A 16,650-nucleotide genomic window follows, 5' to 3' on the forward strand; every position below is an offset into this window, starting at 1 on the left:
TATGTTCAATCATTTTGATTGATTACCTATCATTGTTCAGTTTTCAAAGATCTGTACCAGTCTACACACTCTTTCTTCGAAGTGTTTCATCAACTGGCGACTTGATTATTCTATCAAGTTAAGCTCATTACGTCAAGTGCTTTTTTTAACTTTTAAGAAGTTTTTTTACTTATCATTTGAGCTGTGTCCTAATGACTTGTATAAGTATACCATAATTATAATAAACGTCAATATATAAAATTATTATTCCAAAAATTTCATCTTGCTTTCATTATTTTTATTGCATCCTATAAATAATATCTCATTAGAAGCCATTTTAACTTGTTAAATATTTATTTACCCAATTTTTACCTTAACCAACTATAGTTCTAAAGGAGTATATCTTTTTACCCATATATGATACAAAGCAAGTGCTATCACCATAACCAATGCAGTGAACATATATAAATATTGATAGCCCCACGCACTAGCTAATACTGCAAGTATAACCGATCCAGCACCAACACTTATATCTAATGCTAAAAAATATGTTGCTGTTGATACACCCGCACGCTCAATAGGAGCTGATTGTATAGCCAGCGCTTGGAATGCAGGTTGTGCTGCACCATAGCCTAACCCCAACAATGGAGCGGTGAATAGAATAGCTAATGGGGTTATAGCCAATCCCAATACAAATAAGCCTAGTATAAATAATCCTAATCCTGTATAGATAATAATTTTTGAACCATATCGAGCATATATTTTTCCTACTATGGGTCGACTAATAATAATCATCAACGCAAAAATAGCAAAGAAAGCACTTCCCCATATTCCTGCCCCCATGCTATTAAGTTCTATAGGTATAAAAACTAAAACACCAGAATAGGTAAACCCAATAAATAAGCCCATTAAAGCCCAGGGTAAACTTTTATTTTCTATAAACTGGGAAATATGCCAATCTTTATATGTTGATTGTTTAGGTAATACTAACTCTTTTGATAGGGGAATAATATTACTTAAGACCATAGCCAATCCAGTCATAACCGTTAAAAATATGTACAATGCCATACTACCGTATGACGATAAAGCATATAGGCCGATAGCAGGTCCTAATACCATTGCTATATTTGAAAAGATAGCAAACATATTAACTCCCTCACCTTTTCGACTAGGAGGTAATACTAATACTGCTAGAGTAGCCATTACAGTTGTTCCAAGGGCAAACACAACACCATGTAACCCACGTAGTACGAAAACAGCCTCTAAGGATGTAGTAAAATTAAATAATCCCATAATAATGAAAAACAAGGCTGTTGATATTAATAGAACAATACGCTTATTAAAACCATCTATTAATCGTCCTGCAAAAATCCTACATAAAATTGTACCAATTTGAAAATATGTCATCGCTAAGCCCGCATCAAGATCACTGCCACCTAGCTCAGACGTAATTACAATTGGCAATGCCGCTACGAGAACATATTGAGTCATATATAAAATGCCACTACTAATACCATAATTAGTAAAAGCAGGGCTCCATAATCTATTTGAATCCATATTTGTATCTCCTTTTGTATCGTGTCACCTAGCCATTTTACGCCTCTATCTTATGGAATTCAAGAACAAGCCTTTTTAAAATTTATATAGTTAAAAATGAATATTATCTGTAATATACCTATACCGTTTTACATAATAAAAAATGGCAAAATAAAAGAACCTCTCTAAAAATAAATCAAGAGAGGTTCTTGTACTTTAATCATTAACACAATAATAATCTATAACTTATTATTGATTACGTACGTCATTTTTATTGCGGCTCTTCCACATAACCCACAAGGAAGTAGCTACACAGATAGAGGAGTACGCACCGCTAGCAAAGCCAATAATCATACAAAGAGCAAAGTTCTTTGTAGTATCTCCACCAAATAAATAAAGGGATACACAGGCAAACATAACTGTTGCCAATGTATAGAAACTACGATGAATACTTTGTGTAATAGATGCATTCGCAAGATCTGCAAATGTATCAGAACGCTTGTGAGTATGCGTATTTTCTCGAACACGGTCAAAGATTACTACGGATTCATTCATGGAGTAACCTACAACTGTAAGAATGGCAGCTAAGAAGGATGCATCAATCTCTAATTGGAAATAAGAGAAAACACCAAGAACCATGATCAAGTCATGAAAAATGGCAACTAAAGCAGAAATGGCAACCTTATATTCAAAACGATAAGAAATATATAGAGCTAATGCTGCGAATGCTATAACAAGATTTAATAACGCATGTTCTGTAACTTCAGAGCCAATTACAGCACCTACAGTTTCAATACGTTTAACTGTATTGTTACCAATAGATTTAGTCAAAGAATCAACAACAGCTGCACTTTCACTAGACTCAAGATTGCGTGTACGAATCATTACGTCTTCGCCAGCTGTATCACCAGTAGTATCACCGGAAAGCTGAATTTGTGCATTTTCAAGATTATATTCTTTTAGAACGTCACGAACTTGACTAACCTCTACAGGTTGATCAAATACAACTTCAACAATAGTACCACCAGTATAATCAATACCAAAGTTAAACCCTTTAGTAAATATGGAAATTAAGCTGATAATAACAAGTGTGGAGGAAATAGCAAACCACCAACGATGATGCTTAATTACGTCTAATGTCATTTGCGTTTACCTCCTTTCAACGATTTTGGTGCAAATGCGTCAGCACTTGTGCTTGGAGAGATATTCGCACCAAACCAGAATGGATGGTTCGTAAAGTTACAGTCAATAAGTAAGCGCAACAAGAAATGACTCACCGTAATCGCTGTAAACATACTTACAACAACGCCTACGCCTAAGCTGATAGCGAAGCCTTTTACAGGGCCAGAGCCTAAAATAGTTAAGATACCAGCTGTAATAATAACGGATACGTTCGCATCTGTAATTGTTGCTAAAGCACGACTGAAACCGGCTTCCATAGCTACACGCATGGACTTACCAGAGAACACCTCTTCTTTAAAACGTTCAAAGATAAGAATGTTCGCATCTACAGCAACACCCATAGACAAGATAATACCCGCGATACCTGGCAATGTCATAGTCGCATTAAAGCCTTTGCCTAATACGAGCAATAAGAGCATAACATATACAAGTAATGCAATATTAGCTACGATACCAGAAAAACGATATAAAATAACCAAGAAAATCATGATCATTGCAATACCAGCACTGAAGGCTACAACAGATTTATCCTTGGAGTCTTGACCCAAAGAAGGACCAACTGTACGCACTTCTAATACATTAATTTTAACAGGTAATGCACCGGAACGTAATAAAATAGCTAAGTCTTTAGCTTCTTCTAAACTTTGACTACCAGAGATAGTGGCTTTACCACCTGTAATTGCTTGTTGTACTACAGGATTAGTCAATTCTTTACCATCCAATGTAATGGCAATACGACGACCAATATTTTTAGATGTTAAATCAGCAAACTTCTTAGCCCCTTCATCACTTAATTCAATAGCAACGAGTGGTTGTTTATTTTGACCTAACTCTTCTTTCGCATCTTTTAAGTCATCACCAGTCATAACGGTTTGACCTTGGTCGTTTTTAAATTCCAAGACCGCAGTTTTACCGATACGTTTAATCGCTTCGTCAGGATCTTTTACACCTGGCAATTCAATGATAATACGACGAGCACCTTCACGTTGTACCAATGGTTCAGATAAACCCATTTCATTAATACGACGTTCTAAGATTTGCTTCGCCCGTTCCACTGCATCATTGTCAGCTGTACCAGTCGCAGAGTCCTCTGCTTCCAATACGATATGCGTACCACCTTGCAAGTCTAGGCCTTGTTTCAAAGAGCCTGCTAATGGTTGAATACAATACGCAAATAATCCAATGATGGCAGCAATGACTACTAAAAACTTGATAATAGCTTTACCGTTCAAAATAGTTGCTCCCTTCTGCTATACACAATGTATAATGCCTTGCTCTGTCACAATTTTACTCATTCGTTGGTCTAATGCTTCCATTGGGATTGGTGTTTCCCATAATTGTACAGTCCAACAAACGCCCATAAATGTACTTGGTGAAAGTTCCTTGAGAAATCGATCATAATACCCATTCCCCATTCCCATGCGACCACCTTGACGGTCAAAGCCAGCACCAGGCACTAAAATCAAATCCAAATCACACGGATCAATAATATCGTATGGCTCAGCAGGAATACGTATATTTAACACACCCTGAGTGATAGATTCTAGAGACTTAAGACGAACTGCAATCATAGTCGTCTTATCAGTACATACTGGAACGTATACAGATTTATCATGTTCTAAAGCATGACGAATCACATCGTCTAAATTGGCCTCTTTAGGCATCGCCAAATAGGCCATAATATTTTTTGCCGATATATACTCAGGACTATTGACGATTTGATTCGTCAATATCGACGTCCACTGCCTACAATCAGCAACGGATAAAGCAGCGCGCTGAGACTTACACGCCTGGCGCACTGCTTCCTTTGTATTCATTATTTTTCTTCCTTGTTTTTCTTAGACAGTACGTTAGCAACTGCTGTACGAGCAAATGTTAATTCAACTTTTTCAGATACCTGTACCTTGACTTTTTCATCATCAAGTTCAACAATTTCACCATAAATACCACCAATAGTAACGATTTTTTGGCCTTTTTTTAAGCTACCTAACAAACTAGCACGCTCTTTTTGTTGTTTCTTTTGTGGACGCCACAATAAAAAGTAAAAAATTACTACCATTAACAAAATAGGCCAGCTAGTTTGCAAGATTTGTTGAATATCTCCCATGTTATCCTCCTAGGTTAATAAATATGTATTTCTTTTCTAGTATAGCCACCTAATATAAATTTGACTAGACTTAATTACTATTTTTTAAAGCTATCCCAAAATTGCATTCTAAATTGCGGGAACCGATCTTCTAAGATAGCTTGTCTCATTTGACGCATAAACTCTAATAAGAAATAGAGATTATGATACGTTACAAGGCGTAATGCCAAAATCTCTTCTGCCTTATATAAGTGACGAATATATGCACGGGAATAATTTTTACATGTATAACATTGGCAACCTTCTTCTAAAGGGCCCCAATCATGAGCAAATTGAGCATTTCGAATATTAAGGCGACCATTCCAGGTCATGGCCATCCCATTTCGAGCAACACGAGTTGGATATACACAATCAAACATATCAACTCCACGTGCTACACCTTCTACCAGACAATCTGCGGTGCCAACGCCCATCAAATAACGAGCCTTGTTAGTTGGCAATAATGGCGTAGTATATTCTAAGATTTCATTCATTAAATCATGAGGTTCCCCAACGGATAAACCGCCGATGCTATAACCTTCAAAATCCATAGCTACAAGTTCTTCCGCACTTTGTTTGCGCAAGTCTTTGTACATGCCACCTTGAACGATACCAAACATGCCTTGGCGGTCATGAGCTTTACGAGACTCTTGGCAACGATGCGCCCAACGCGTGGTACGCGCCGTAGAGCGTTTCGCATAATCATGATCCGCGGGATACGGAATACATTCGTCAAAAGCCATCGCAATATCAGAACCTAATTGTTCTTGTACCTTTGTAGCCACTTCAGGAGATAGAAACTGTTTTGATCCATCAATGTGGGATCTAAATGTAACACCATCCTCAGTAATTTTGCGCATATCGCCTAAACTAAACACTTGGAATCCACCACTATCAGTAAGAATCGCTTGATCCCAATTCATAAATTTATGTAGGCCCCCAGCCTCTTCTATAAGCTCCGGCCCTGGGCGAAGAAATAAATGATAGGTATTACTCAAAATAACTTGAGAACCCATAGCCTTTAGTTCTTCTGGTGTCATAGTTTTAACTGTCGCTTGCGTGCCTACAGGCATAAACATCGGTGTTTGAAAGGTACCATGTGGCGTATGCAATAAACCTGCCCGTGCCCCCGTATGAGGACATGTCTTTTGTAATTCATAAGTAATACTCGGCATAGTCCCTCCTAACGTATAAACATAGCATCGCCGAAGCTAAAGAAACGATAACGTTCTTTAACAGCTTCTTCGTAGGCCGCCAAACAGTGTTCACGACCAGCTAGTGCACTAATCAACATTAACAATGTAGATTGAGGCAAGTGAAAATTCGTTACCAACGCATCAATCATCTTAAATTTATAGCCAGGATAGATAAAAATTTGAGTCCAACCACTCATACCTTGTAATACACCATCATCATTCGTAGCAGACTCGAGTGTACGTACAGATGTAGTACCTACCGCAATAATACGGCGTCCGTTTCTCTTAGCTGCATTAATACGGTCAGCGGTTTCTTGAGATACAACGAAGAACTCACTATGCATCTCATGATCTTCAATAGTCTCTGCCGATACAGGTCTAAAGGTGCCAAGTCCAACATGTAAGGTTACAAACTCAAGCTCTACACCTTTAGCTTTAATCTTTTCTAAGAGGTCAGGTGTAAAGTGAAGTCCTGCAGTTGGTGCCGCAGCAGAGCCTTTTTCCTTAGCATATACCGTTTGATAACGGTCTTTATCTTCTAACTTTTCATGAATGTATGGAGGTAATGGCATTTCACCAATTTCTTGAATCACATCATCAAACACACCATTGCAAGTGAACTCAATGATACGACCTCCAAATTCAGTCTTATCAATCACAATCCCTCTCAGGCGGTCATCAAACTCAATAACTTGACCAACAGGACACTTTTTACCAGGTTTAACAAGGCATTCCCATCGATTTTCACCACATGGTGTGAGTAGAAGTACCTCTACTTTACCACCAGAGCCTTGTCGATGACCATATAATCTCGCAGGGATAACCTTCGTATTATTAAATACGAGTACATCACCTTCGTGAAGTTCTTCAAGCAAATCGTAAAAATGCTCTTTATGACTAACTTTACCACTTACCTTATCCAAGGTTAAAAGCCGTGCTGTATCACGAGGCTCTATGGGATGTTGAGCAATCAGTTCCTCTGGCAATTCATAATCAAAATCTGTAACTTTCATCGTTATCCTTATTAATACATTTTCTTCAATGTAATGCCACTATAGTAGTGACGCAAAATAGTTTGGTAATAATTTGTGTCTCCAGGGTTAGCACGCTTTGCCATTTCTGCAGCGCCCCATTGAGACATACCAAGACCATGTCCCCAACCGTGGCCTTTAATATAGACAGTATCATTCTTTCCAGTAAAGCTATGATAGGCCTTACCCGTACCTTTAGCAGGATTATGATTTACGTAGAAATCAAATAGTGTAGATTTTAAACCTAAAATACTACGCAATGCATCACCGTCTACAGTAGTTTTTCCAGAGGTGCCTATGAAAGTTGCACTCTTAATGCGACCAGATACACCACGGTCAGATGTTTGTTGCCCTGGTTTACCAAGAGGGGTCAACTGAATGCTCTTCAATTTACCTACCCCTTTGCTTGCCGCATTAAGCTTACTTTCAAGAGCTTGACGAGAGGTAGTAACAGTCCAATTCGATGTAGATGTACCAGTACTAAAGTCTTTTACCCCTTTCAAGTATGGCACATCACTTCCCCAAACATTTACACTATCCTCTGTATAGCCACCGCCATCAGAATGGAATAAGGCATTAATAGGACGTTGATCATAAAGCATAACTACGCCTTTAGTTTTATTTACTGCATTTGTGGTAGCTTGAGATTCACCACTCACACCACTGTATACTTGATGATCCGTGGAATTACTCACATCGTAGAATTTACCTTTATTTTCTTCCATCGTATGAAGAGCATAAGTACGAGCTGCTACGGCTTGTGCCTCTAATGCAGCAGCCGGCCAAGACGGTACTACCTCTTGTGGGACAACACCATACAGGTAATCCTCAAGGGGCACAGAATTAATGACCATCATGGTTCCATTATTGGCACGTAATGTTAAACCACCACGATAACCTTTACCTTCGAACAAGAATGGTGCATCACCATTCGCAGGCTTCAATGTAACCACACTATCAATAGCCTTTCCATTTACAGCAATCTTGCCGCCGCGAACGCCAATAGATGTACCACGATTAGCACTGATTGTGCTAACTTGACCATTACCGCTATTCAATACAACCATATTAGCTGTAGATGTAACAGTAGCATCAGAGCTACGACTACCTAGTAGAACACGTACATTTGGCATATTTTCTTTGCGTTCTGTAGCAGGCGTCACTACGGAGCCCACTTTGTTGCGAGTAATAACTGCTGTATTGGCTTGAATGCTATTCGCATCCGTTGTTTTTACTACCTTTTTAGTAGCAGTTTTTTCGGTAGCTCTCTTTTGTACTACAGGCTTTTCATCAGTAACTGCAGGTTTAGCAGTTGGCTTCGAAGTGCCAGAAGCCGCAGGTTTTGTAGCCATTGTAGCTTTACCTGTAGTGGCTGATTTCGCAGCTGTTGCATTAGTACTAGATTTCGCAGTACTAGTTGATTTTGTTGCACTAACTGGTTTAGCCGGCGTTACCGGCTTTGTAGCTGTAGCAGGCTTTGCTACACTAACCGGTTTTGCACTAGGTTTAGCCATCGTAGATGCAACAGTTGACTTAGAAACCGTTTTAGTTATTGTAACCGGCTTTGCAGCTGGTTTAGTAGCAAGTGGACGAAAACTAGATTTCTTCGTCGTATTTACTTTCGATACAGTTGTATTAGATACTGTTGATTTTGGCGTTGGCTTTTTCGTTACCACTGCACCTTTATTTTGCAGCGTCGCTCCATGTGCTATAGAAGCACCGCCAATGTTTACACCTAAAAACAAAGTGGCCATTATCATCAATTGTAATCGTTTTGTTTTCATTGTTATTTCCCTGTCTGTGAAATACCTAAATGCTCATAGGCTAATTTAGTAGCTACCCTCCCACGCGGTGTGCGTCCTAAAAATCCTAATTGCATCAAATATGGTTCATACACATCTTCGATGGTATCTCTCTCTTCGCTGATGGCCGCCGCAATGGTATCAATCCCTACAGGACCGCCATCATATTTTTCAATAATACATTCCAACACACGTCGATCAATTCGATCAAGTCCCATTTTATCTACATATAAACGTTGTAATGCTTCATCTGCAATTTCTTGAGTGATAACCCCATCACCAATGACTTGTGCAAAGTCGCGTACCCGTTTAAGCAGACGATTTGCGATACGCGGTGTTCCTCTTGAACGACGCGCAATTTCGCTTGCCCCAGTCGGCACAATACCAATATTAAGTATTTCTGCGGCTCGAGACACAATAAACTCTAACTCTGGCTGTTTATAATATTCCAACCGATTAATAATACCAAATCGGTCCCGTAATGGAGCTGCCAAAGCACCCGCTCGAGTCGTGGCACCTACCAATGTAAATTTTGGCAAGTCAATGCGCACAGTTCGAGCACTTGGACCCTTACCGATGATAATATCAATAGCATAATCTTCCATAGCAGAGTACAACACTTCCTCTACACTACGAGACAAGCGATGAATTTCATCAATAAATAATACATCATGGTCATCCAAATTTGTTAATATTGCAGCTAAGTCACCAGACTTTTCAATAGCCGGACCAGAAGTTATACGAAAATTAACACCCAGTTCATTTGCAATAATCCCTGCTAATGTTGTCTTGCCAAGACCTGGAGGCCCATAAAGTAGCACGTGATCCAATGCTTCCCCACGCTGTTTTGCAGCTTGAATATACACATTTAGATTGCCTTTAGCCTCTTCTTGACCTACATACTCATTAAAAAGCTTAGGTCGAAGGCTATATTGCCATATATCCTCTTCGTGCTCGCCATTGCCGACAAGGCGTACTTCTTCATTCATCCTTATCGTCCTTTCCCAAGCTCAATCAAGCTGACTTTAATCAACTCAGATACATCGCGCTTACCATCATCTAAAGACTCAACAATATCAGCCACATCTCGCTCGGAGTATCCTAATGATACGAGAGCTTCAATAGCCTCCCCTGCGGCACCACTAGCAGTGACACCAATAGGCTGAATAGCCGCAGGTGATTCTGCAGAAATATGTGTCATCTTAGCAATCTTATCCTTCAGTTCTAAAACAAGTCGCTCCGCAGACTTCTTACCAATGCCAGGTAACTTAGTTAATTGTTGCACCTGTCCATTGATAACCGCTAATTTAAAAGCCTCTGGTGTCATGCCTGACAAAATGCCAAGCCCCACCTTGGGACCGATACCGGAAACAGAAATGAGGAGTATAAACAACTCATATTCTTCTTCCGTCCAAAAGCCATAAAGTTGCATCGCATCTTCTCGTACATTAAGATACGTGAATAGCGTCGCCTCATGGCCCTCTGTCAGCTGTTGACGCGTAGTGGTCGGCACATATACGCGATACCCTACGCCATGTACATCAACATAGCACGATTCTTTAAAAAGATGTGTTACGATACCTCGCACATACCCTATCATTATACCAACCTCTTTAATCTATCATTGTGAGAACTATGAGCCGTACAGATAGCAACAGCTAATGCATCTGCCGTATCATCAGGCTTAATTTTCTCACGAATCCCCAAAATATTCATCGTCATATAAATGACCTGATTCTTATCAGCTTTACCATAACCTGTGACAGCTTGTTTAATTTGTAATGGTGTATATTCATAAATAGAAATCCGTTGTTGTTCAGCAGCCAATAAAATAACACCACGTGCTTGCCCTACCTTAATGGCTGTTGTTACATTACGGTTAAAAAATAATTCCTCTACTCCAAACTTATCAGGCCTATATTCCTCCAATAAATCACTAAGATCATTAAATAGAATTTCCAGTCGCTGTGAATCAGTCAATTCCTTAGGAGTTGTAATAGCCCCATAGGCTACTGGTGTTAGTTTGCTACCCTTCACGTCAATAATGCCGTATCCGCATATAGCCGTGCCTGGGTCAATTCCTATAATTCGCACCCCAACCCCCTTAGTTTAAAAATGAGATAAGCTGCCGCCTACCTCCATTACATAATCTATTTTATTATAGCATAATTTCACATCGAAGTTCATGAATTCCCCTATGAATTATATATGAGACATATTAATTTTCTTAACTTTAATAAATATCCGAGTTTAATTTATCAATAGAAAAGGAGCACCCATAGAGTGCCCCCTTTATTATTATTATTCTTCGTCGTCCGGCAAAATACCATTATGATATACGTTTTGTACATCATCAAGATCATCCAATACGTCAAGCATTTTCTGCATTTTTACAGCATCATCACCAGTCAACTCAATCGTTGTATCTGGAATCATCGTGATTTTAGCGACTTCTGTTTCAATACCCGCATCAGCAAGCGCTGCTTCTACAGCATCAAAATCCTCTGGTGTTGTATAAATTTCAAACACATCATCTTCAGACTTAAGGTCTTCTGCTCCAGCTTCAAGAGCTAGCATAGTTACCTCATCTTCATCATGACCTTCTTTATCGATAACAAATACGCCTTTAGATTTGAACATCCAGCCTACACAGCCGCTTTCACCAAGATTACCACCTTGTTTAGAGAATGCATGGCGTACATCTGCAGCAGCACGATTACGATTATCGGTCATCACCTCAACAGTAACGGCAACACCGGCAGGGCCATAACCTTCGTATACGATTTCTTCGTATGCATTCATGTCCGTAGCACCGATACCTTTGTCGATAGCACGTTGAATGTTATCCTTAGGGATATTATTTTCACGAGCCTTTTGCAAAGCCAATTTCAAACGCATATTACCAGTTGGATCTGCACCACCCATGCGTGCTGCAACGGTGATTTCACGACCGATTTTTGTAGCCAATTTAGCTTTTAATGCATCGGTTTTACCTTTTTTATGTTTAATATTTGCCCATTTAGAATGTCCTGACATAGACGCCTCCTATTTATTCCACCATGCTTCGCCCCGCAGCCGATCTAAGATGATTGATACGGCACTACGCACGGATAAATGATTGTATTCACCATGGCCATATATAGGTTCTAAAATATAGTCAAAGCTTTCCATCGTTTCTTTTGTCATACCATAACCGGTACCAAATAATACTAACACAGGGCGCCCCTCATTTTCAAGATGTTCACGCATCCGTGCATAGGAAATCGTATTATCGTAGGTACGAGCATCTGTTGTAGCTACAATAGGTTTTATACCCTCTATGTCTTCAATTGTTCGCACCGCTACCACAATTGAGTTTACCAATTCCACACCTGTAAAAGCATCCTTACGATCTGGATTGTAAGTAGAGCCAAATCCAGATTTCCAATGTTCCATGATAGTACGCACCAACTCACGCTGCGCAGGTATATTGTGAATCACAAAATATTTAGACACATCATAAGTAATAGATGCTCGTGCAATATCATGAATATCATAATTTGTAATGGCCGTCGTAATGACCTCTTTATGCTTGTTCATAATCGGATAATGAACAAGTCCAATATATAAATTAGCCAATACTATATCTCCTAAATTCTAAACTAACCTTCATTAACATACATTGCCATCATATCTATTACGAAGCACTAGACCGTGCGCCAGCACTACCAAATCCAGACTTCTGTCCTATGGAAGACGCCTTTTTACTTCTATTGCGTTCATAAGTTCTATAAAAGCTCCGCCCCATAGCGCTATGTACATTCGACCCTGATGCGGTATATACATAGGGCTCCTCATACGTTTGTAATGGTGCTGCTATGCGATATGTCATGGTTCGTCCATCCATGCGTGCAGTAGGTGGATTAAAACCGTGAAATATATAATATCCTGCAGCAATACTTGGTAAGAGCCCTGCTAGCCCCGCATCCCACACCAAATTGCCACTATTATCACGGTGAAAGGTAACGGATCGATTATCGTCGTATAAGGCTGTTTCTTTACCATCACCATGATTTAATAAAGAATATCGGTTTCCTTGGTTATCCTTTAATCGAACCTCCCCTTCATTTGCTTCTGGGTAAACCTTATCGCACACAGCATAGGAGATATCATTCCAGTAGGAATATACACCTACAAGACCAGCAACGGCAGCGAAAGCACCTGTAAGGTATATGGTTTTCTTACTTGGCTTATACATAGAACACTCCCTTAGTGCACAGCACCGCTAATAACAAGGGCAAGACCTACGAAGATGCCAAACACAAGAATGCCTGCAGCTGTATTACCGCGTATAATTTCTTCGGACAATTTATATTTACGATGCCAAATATTGATAAACATATAGCCTGTCACAAATAATATAATACCAAGCACAGCATATATAACACTGGCTACGATACCATGTAACAAGGAAGTATCAGCTGTAGTCACGGCTGGTGACATGATAACAGCGCGCAAAATTTCACCGATACCGATAAATGATCCCGCTGAAAGCCACGCCACAGCACAATTACCACGCTTAATTTCTTCACTAAATTTACCAGGTACGAAGAAATCGATAACCGTATTCGCAGTTAACATCAGTATAATGCCAAAGCAAGCATAAAAAATTGTCAATAATACATCTGGTATATAAATCATAATAAGCCTCCTAATAATATAATTTTGTATTGGATGTGTTGCCAGAATTGGTAGTAGGATACAATCGTTCGCGTCCCGTATTATCCCCTAGGCGAACCATGGTCGCATAGTTATCGAGTATATGAGAGCTGATTAATGTACGATCAATAATTTTCCAATCCTCTTGTGTCAATTTTGATTGTTCACATACCTTAACCTTAGTTTGTCCATCCGTATTGGTAATGATATACACCAAGTCCCCAGAATAAAATACAATAACTTCATGTCCCTCTTCTAAGTTATCCCGCTCATTCTTAATATCACCATTCACAGAATCAATCAAGTCTAATGCGGTGCTAACAGGATCTAGTGTAGACGTGTATACATAGTCACTATCCGAATCTGTTTTTGTATAATATGCAGATGTGTCATGCATATGTTCTTTTGCCGTATAAGGCACTCCAAACATAGCGCGTATACTATGCCAAGACAAATCATTGTCCGACCAAAACAGAAATAGTAAAAATAGTACAGTATACCCCACACCAACAGCAATAGCTCCAAACCTCTTTTTCATAAATTTGTTACGCATCTTTTGCTTAATGGCTTGAGCGGCTGCATCATTACAAAGGCGAATATTCACTAAAGGCACTCGTGACCCTTCGGCAAACATTTTTTTACCTTCAAACCACTCTTCTTCAAAGAATACACTAGCACCACCTTCACAAGGCAGCTGATATTCTCGATATCCTGCGCGGTCCCCTACGGAGGCACCACTTTCACCATCGACATCGACAACCTTTTCTAATCCGATTTGATGTAATGTAAAATCTTTCCCCGGCCGTGTATGAAAGGATGTTCTAGATACGGTACACCATTCATTATCATTATACTCAATGGTTAACCATATTTTATCGATTCCCTCAACAGCCTCTAGTCCATATTCATGCCAATAATCACCAGGTGATTTTGTCATAGACGGCTGGCCCCTATAGGATTGTTCCTTATCTGCTTTTGGAATAATCTCTATGTATTTAATTTTCTCAGTGATTACATAACGGCTGCCATGAACCTCTAAGACATCATAACAATTAAACTCCATACACACCCTCGCTAAAGTAGACATAAGCACGACTGCTGCTAAATACACCTATTATCATTCGTTTGCCCATACTATATGGTCACAAATTTCATAGTATTTCGCTTACTCTATTAATAATGGTACAAAGTATGCTTCTGTACCAGCTATCTCTTCCGGAGAAAAACGGCATCCTACCGCGGAAGCTTGATCACCAAGCATAAAACAGGATAAGGTTAAAAATCCATCTTTCACTCCACAATCCACTGTATGAGTAAAACGTTTCTGCTGTATAAAATCTTGATACATAACCTTTTTACTATCACGACAAATGATATCGTCATAGTTATCAACTAGCTTTTCCATGTAAAGCTCAGATGTATCACCACGCTTTTGAACAACTTGTACATGCTTTCCTTCACGCCCCCAAATCTCCTTTTGAATATAAAGGCCATCATCAAGAGAGGAAAAATCATTTTCAAAATAGGATGGTGCCAAATAACGCTCGATGATATCTCGATCTGGTTTCGTAAAAAATTGATCTGTTAAATACAACGCATACACTAAAGACATAAATGATTTGTTTTGTAAAATAATTGCCTCTGGCGGATTAAAAAGAGCAAATCTATTCTCCTCGTAAAGATCTAAAAACATCTCACCCAAAGGTTCATTATCTGGTGTTTGTTCATCAATTAAAAGTTCCATAGGATGCAATCGATACAATAGAGTCGCATGACTACCATCTGCTAAAGGAATGCCCTCATCATCAATCTTCATATCATAAAAGGATATGAATCGCGTGTCTGCCTCAGGACAGGCTGTTTTTAATTCCTTCATAAGAAATTGTGTTGTACCGTAGTCTTCAAAATAATCATGAAAGCAGGAGAATACAAAGGGATCCTTAGGTAGTCTTTCTCTATTTGCCAGCATAGACTTATATTGATTTCTACCATACTTAGCTGATAAAACAGCATCATACATGCGCTTTAAAAATGTATGTAATTCTTTTCGGCATTCTGTATTAGGATGTTTTCGTCCTACATAATTAGCTCCAATTTCATTGGCATAATAGCTTTCAATGAGAAAACATGGCGTATCCGCATTAAGTTCTACCATGCGCAAATTGCCATTTATATCGAGAACAAAATCAAAACGAGATAACCACGTCGGTAAACCTAAGGCATTCGACTTATGTAAGTAAGGAATTAAATTGTCTGGCATATCCATATTTCGAGCAAAGTCATCTGGTGCCATTTGAAATACTTTTGCTGCTTTACAAAATATTTGAAATAATCTACGTGAAGCATGGCGAATTTCATCGTAAAAGTCGGATGAAAAGGCCTGCATAGACAATGAAGGATACCGATCATCATATCCTTCATATTCCACAAAATTAAATATATTTCTATCCAGCTCATCAATATAGGATTTCATTGTTTATCCTTTCATCAGGAGGTCCCGCTTGAAGTTCGGGCGCCTACACTACCAAAGCCATATTTTTCACCAATTCTATGTGCTCGATTACTCGTTTTAGTATTGTAACGATTTCTAGTCATTTCATTAATAGTTCTAGCCACTCTTTCACTATTAGATTTACTAGCGCCTGTATTTGCATCAAAAGGTGTAAGAGGCGACGTAACGCGATAAGTCATACTTGGTGCATCCATATATGCCATTGGGGCTGAAAATCCATGAAACGCATAATACCCTACAGCCAGAGTCGGAATCAAGCTGGCTAAGCCTGCATCCCATATAATATTGCCTTTCTCATCGCGATGAAAGGTAACAGACTTCTCAGCATCATCATAAAGTGCCGTTTCTTTTCCATCACCATGATTAATCAAGGTATAGCTTTTACCTTCATCATCAACGAGCCGTACTTCACCATTATTTAATTCTGGTTTAACCACATCACATAGGGCATAGCTAACATCATCCCAATACGAATAAGCGCCTACTAGAGCTGCTATAGATGTAAAGGCTATGGCTATGTAAACAGTATTCTTACTTGGTTCATACATAAAATATTCCTTCGTTTGATTTCGTGACTGGAATCAATACT

The 16,650-nt window shown here is 39.1% G+C and carries 18 protein-coding genes; all 18 read right to left on the reverse strand.

Annotated features, from left to right (window positions below):
• Positions 1 to 360: 360 nt before the first annotated feature.
• On the reverse strand, positions 361 to 1,536 hold the full coding sequence (locus ACLRYO_RS08145) for an MFS transporter (RefSeq protein ID WP_413084808.1): 1,176 nt from the start codon (positions 1,534 to 1,536) through the stop codon (positions 361 to 363).
• A gap of 228 nt (positions 1,537 to 1,764) precedes the next feature.
• Positions 1,765 to 2,658, reverse strand: a complete 894-nt coding sequence (secF, locus tag ACLRYO_RS08150) for a protein translocase subunit SecF (RefSeq protein ID WP_004695602.1) — start codon at positions 2,656 to 2,658, stop codon at positions 1,765 to 1,767.
• Entirely contained in the window at positions 2,655 to 3,929 is a 1,275-nt protein-coding gene (gene secD / locus ACLRYO_RS08155; RefSeq protein WP_012864117.1) for a protein translocase subunit SecD, read from the reverse strand. Before secD ends, secF begins: the two co-directional genes overlap by 4 nt.
• An 18-nt stretch (positions 3,930 to 3,947) precedes the next feature.
• A complete protein-coding gene (locus ACLRYO_RS08160) occupies positions 3,948 to 4,514 on the reverse strand; it encodes a 5-formyltetrahydrofolate cyclo-ligase (RefSeq protein WP_012864116.1) in 567 nt (188 codons plus the stop codon).
• Positions 4,514 to 4,804: a preprotein translocase subunit YajC gene (yajC, locus tag ACLRYO_RS08165; RefSeq protein WP_004695596.1), complete on the reverse strand. Its 291-nt coding sequence runs from the start codon at positions 4,802 to 4,804 to the stop codon at positions 4,514 to 4,516. Before yajC ends, ACLRYO_RS08160 begins: the two co-directional genes overlap by 1 nt.
• 77 nt (positions 4,805 to 4,881) lie before the next feature.
• Positions 4,882 to 5,997: a tRNA guanosine(34) transglycosylase Tgt gene (gene tgt, locus ACLRYO_RS08170; protein ID WP_012864115.1), complete on the reverse strand. Its 1,116-nt coding sequence runs from the start codon at positions 5,995 to 5,997 to the stop codon at positions 4,882 to 4,884.
• 8 nt (positions 5,998 to 6,005) lie between these two features.
• Entirely contained in the window at positions 6,006 to 7,031 is a 1,026-nt protein-coding gene (gene queA / locus ACLRYO_RS08175) for a tRNA preQ1(34) S-adenosylmethionine ribosyltransferase-isomerase QueA (RefSeq protein WP_012864114.1), read from the reverse strand.
• An 11-nt stretch (positions 7,032 to 7,042) separates the two neighbouring features.
• Positions 7,043 to 8,833, reverse strand: coding sequence for a SpoIID/LytB domain-containing protein (locus ACLRYO_RS08180; RefSeq protein WP_316708993.1), 1,791 nt, complete (start codon positions 8,831 to 8,833; stop codon positions 7,043 to 7,045).
• 2 nt (positions 8,834 to 8,835) lie between these two features.
• Complete coding sequence (gene ruvB / locus ACLRYO_RS08185) at positions 8,836 to 9,840, reverse strand: Holliday junction branch migration DNA helicase RuvB (RefSeq protein WP_004695590.1); 1,005 nt, start codon at positions 9,838 to 9,840, stop codon at positions 8,836 to 8,838.
• A 2-nt stretch (positions 9,841 to 9,842) separates the two neighbouring features.
• Positions 9,843 to 10,451, reverse strand: coding sequence for a Holliday junction branch migration protein RuvA (gene ruvA / locus ACLRYO_RS08190; protein ID WP_278606676.1), 609 nt, complete (start codon positions 10,449 to 10,451; stop codon positions 9,843 to 9,845).
• Entirely contained in the window at positions 10,451 to 10,945 is a 495-nt protein-coding gene (ruvC, locus tag ACLRYO_RS08195; protein ID WP_278606675.1) for a crossover junction endodeoxyribonuclease RuvC, read from the reverse strand. Before ruvC ends, ruvA begins: the two co-directional genes overlap by 1 nt.
• Positions 10,946 to 11,152: 207 nt before the next feature.
• Positions 11,153 to 11,887, reverse strand: a complete 735-nt coding sequence (locus ACLRYO_RS08200) for a YebC/PmpR family DNA-binding transcriptional regulator (protein WP_316708991.1) — start codon at positions 11,885 to 11,887, stop codon at positions 11,153 to 11,155.
• Between the two features lie 9 nt (positions 11,888 to 11,896).
• The gene (locus ACLRYO_RS08205; protein ID WP_278606673.1) at positions 11,897 to 12,469 is read right to left on the reverse strand and encodes an RNA methyltransferase; all 573 of its coding nucleotides are present in this window, start codon (positions 12,467 to 12,469) and stop codon (positions 11,897 to 11,899) included.
• Positions 12,470 to 12,527: 58 nt separating this feature from the next.
• Positions 12,528 to 13,088: a hypothetical protein gene (locus ACLRYO_RS08210; RefSeq protein ID WP_008603403.1), complete on the reverse strand. Its 561-nt coding sequence runs from the start codon at positions 13,086 to 13,088 to the stop codon at positions 12,528 to 12,530.
• 11 nt (positions 13,089 to 13,099) lie between these two features.
• Positions 13,100 to 13,531, reverse strand: coding sequence for a DUF350 domain-containing protein (locus tag ACLRYO_RS08215; protein WP_227037957.1), 432 nt, complete (start codon positions 13,529 to 13,531; stop codon positions 13,100 to 13,102).
• A gap of 10 nt (positions 13,532 to 13,541) precedes the next feature.
• Complete coding sequence (locus tag ACLRYO_RS08220) at positions 13,542 to 14,612, reverse strand: hypothetical protein (protein ID WP_278606672.1); 1,071 nt, start codon at positions 14,610 to 14,612, stop codon at positions 13,542 to 13,544.
• Positions 14,613 to 14,714: 102 nt separating this feature from the next.
• Positions 14,715 to 16,022, reverse strand: a complete 1,308-nt coding sequence (locus ACLRYO_RS08225) for a glutathionylspermidine synthase family protein (RefSeq protein WP_316708989.1) — start codon at positions 16,020 to 16,022, stop codon at positions 14,715 to 14,717.
• Between the two features lie 14 nt (positions 16,023 to 16,036).
• Entirely contained in the window at positions 16,037 to 16,609 is a 573-nt protein-coding gene (locus tag ACLRYO_RS08230) for a hypothetical protein (protein WP_105087066.1), read from the reverse strand.
• Positions 16,610 to 16,650 lie beyond the last annotated feature (41 nt).

Origin of the sequence: Veillonella parvula, assembly GCF_047241225.1 — a bacterium.
Taxonomy (GTDB): domain Bacteria; phylum Bacillota; class Negativicutes; order Veillonellales; family Veillonellaceae; genus Veillonella; species Veillonella parvula_O.

Coding starts and splice junctions, on each gene's coding strand:
- ACLRYO_RS08180 (WP_316708993.1), bottom strand. CDS start 8,833: ATGAAAACAAAACGATTACAATTGATGATAATGGCCACTTTGTTTTTA.
- queA (WP_012864114.1), bottom strand. CDS start 7,031: ATGAAAGTTACAGATTTTGATTATGAATTGCCAGAGGAACTGATTGCT.
- ACLRYO_RS08215 (WP_227037957.1), bottom strand. CDS start 13,531: ATGATTTATATACCAGATGTATTATTGACAATTTTTTATGCTTGCTTT.
- secF (WP_004695602.1), bottom strand. CDS start 2,658: ATGACATTAGACGTAATTAAGCATCATCGTTGGTGGTTTGCTATTTCC.
- ACLRYO_RS08160 (WP_012864116.1), bottom strand. CDS start 4,514: ATGAATACAAAGGAAGCAGTGCGCCAGGCGTGTAAGTCTCAGCGCGCT.
- tgt (WP_012864115.1), bottom strand. CDS start 5,997: ATGCCGAGTATTACTTATGAATTACAAAAGACATGTCCTCATACGGGG.
- ruvA (WP_278606676.1), bottom strand. CDS start 10,451: ATGATAGGGTATGTGCGAGGTATCGTAACACATCTTTTTAAAGAATCG.
- ACLRYO_RS08225 (WP_316708989.1), bottom strand. CDS start 16,022: ATGAAATCCTATATTGATGAGCTGGATAGAAATATATTTAATTTTGTG.
- ruvB (WP_004695590.1), bottom strand. CDS start 9,840: ATGAATGAAGAAGTACGCCTTGTCGGCAATGGCGAGCACGAAGAGGAT.
- ACLRYO_RS08200 (WP_316708991.1), bottom strand. CDS start 11,887: ATGTCAGGACATTCTAAATGGGCAAATATTAAACATAAAAAAGGTAAA.
- ACLRYO_RS08220 (WP_278606672.1), bottom strand. CDS start 14,612: ATGGAGTTTAATTGTTATGATGTCTTAGAGGTTCATGGCAGCCGTTAT.
- yajC (WP_004695596.1), bottom strand. CDS start 4,804: ATGGGAGATATTCAACAAATCTTGCAAACTAGCTGGCCTATTTTGTTA.
- ACLRYO_RS08145 (WP_413084808.1), bottom strand. CDS start 1,536: ATGGATTCAAATAGATTATGGAGCCCTGCTTTTACTAATTATGGTATT.
- ACLRYO_RS08210 (WP_008603403.1), bottom strand. CDS start 13,088: ATGTATAAGCCAAGTAAGAAAACCATATACCTTACAGGTGCTTTCGCT.
- ACLRYO_RS08230 (WP_105087066.1), bottom strand. CDS start 16,609: ATGTATGAACCAAGTAAGAATACTGTTTACATAGCCATAGCCTTTACA.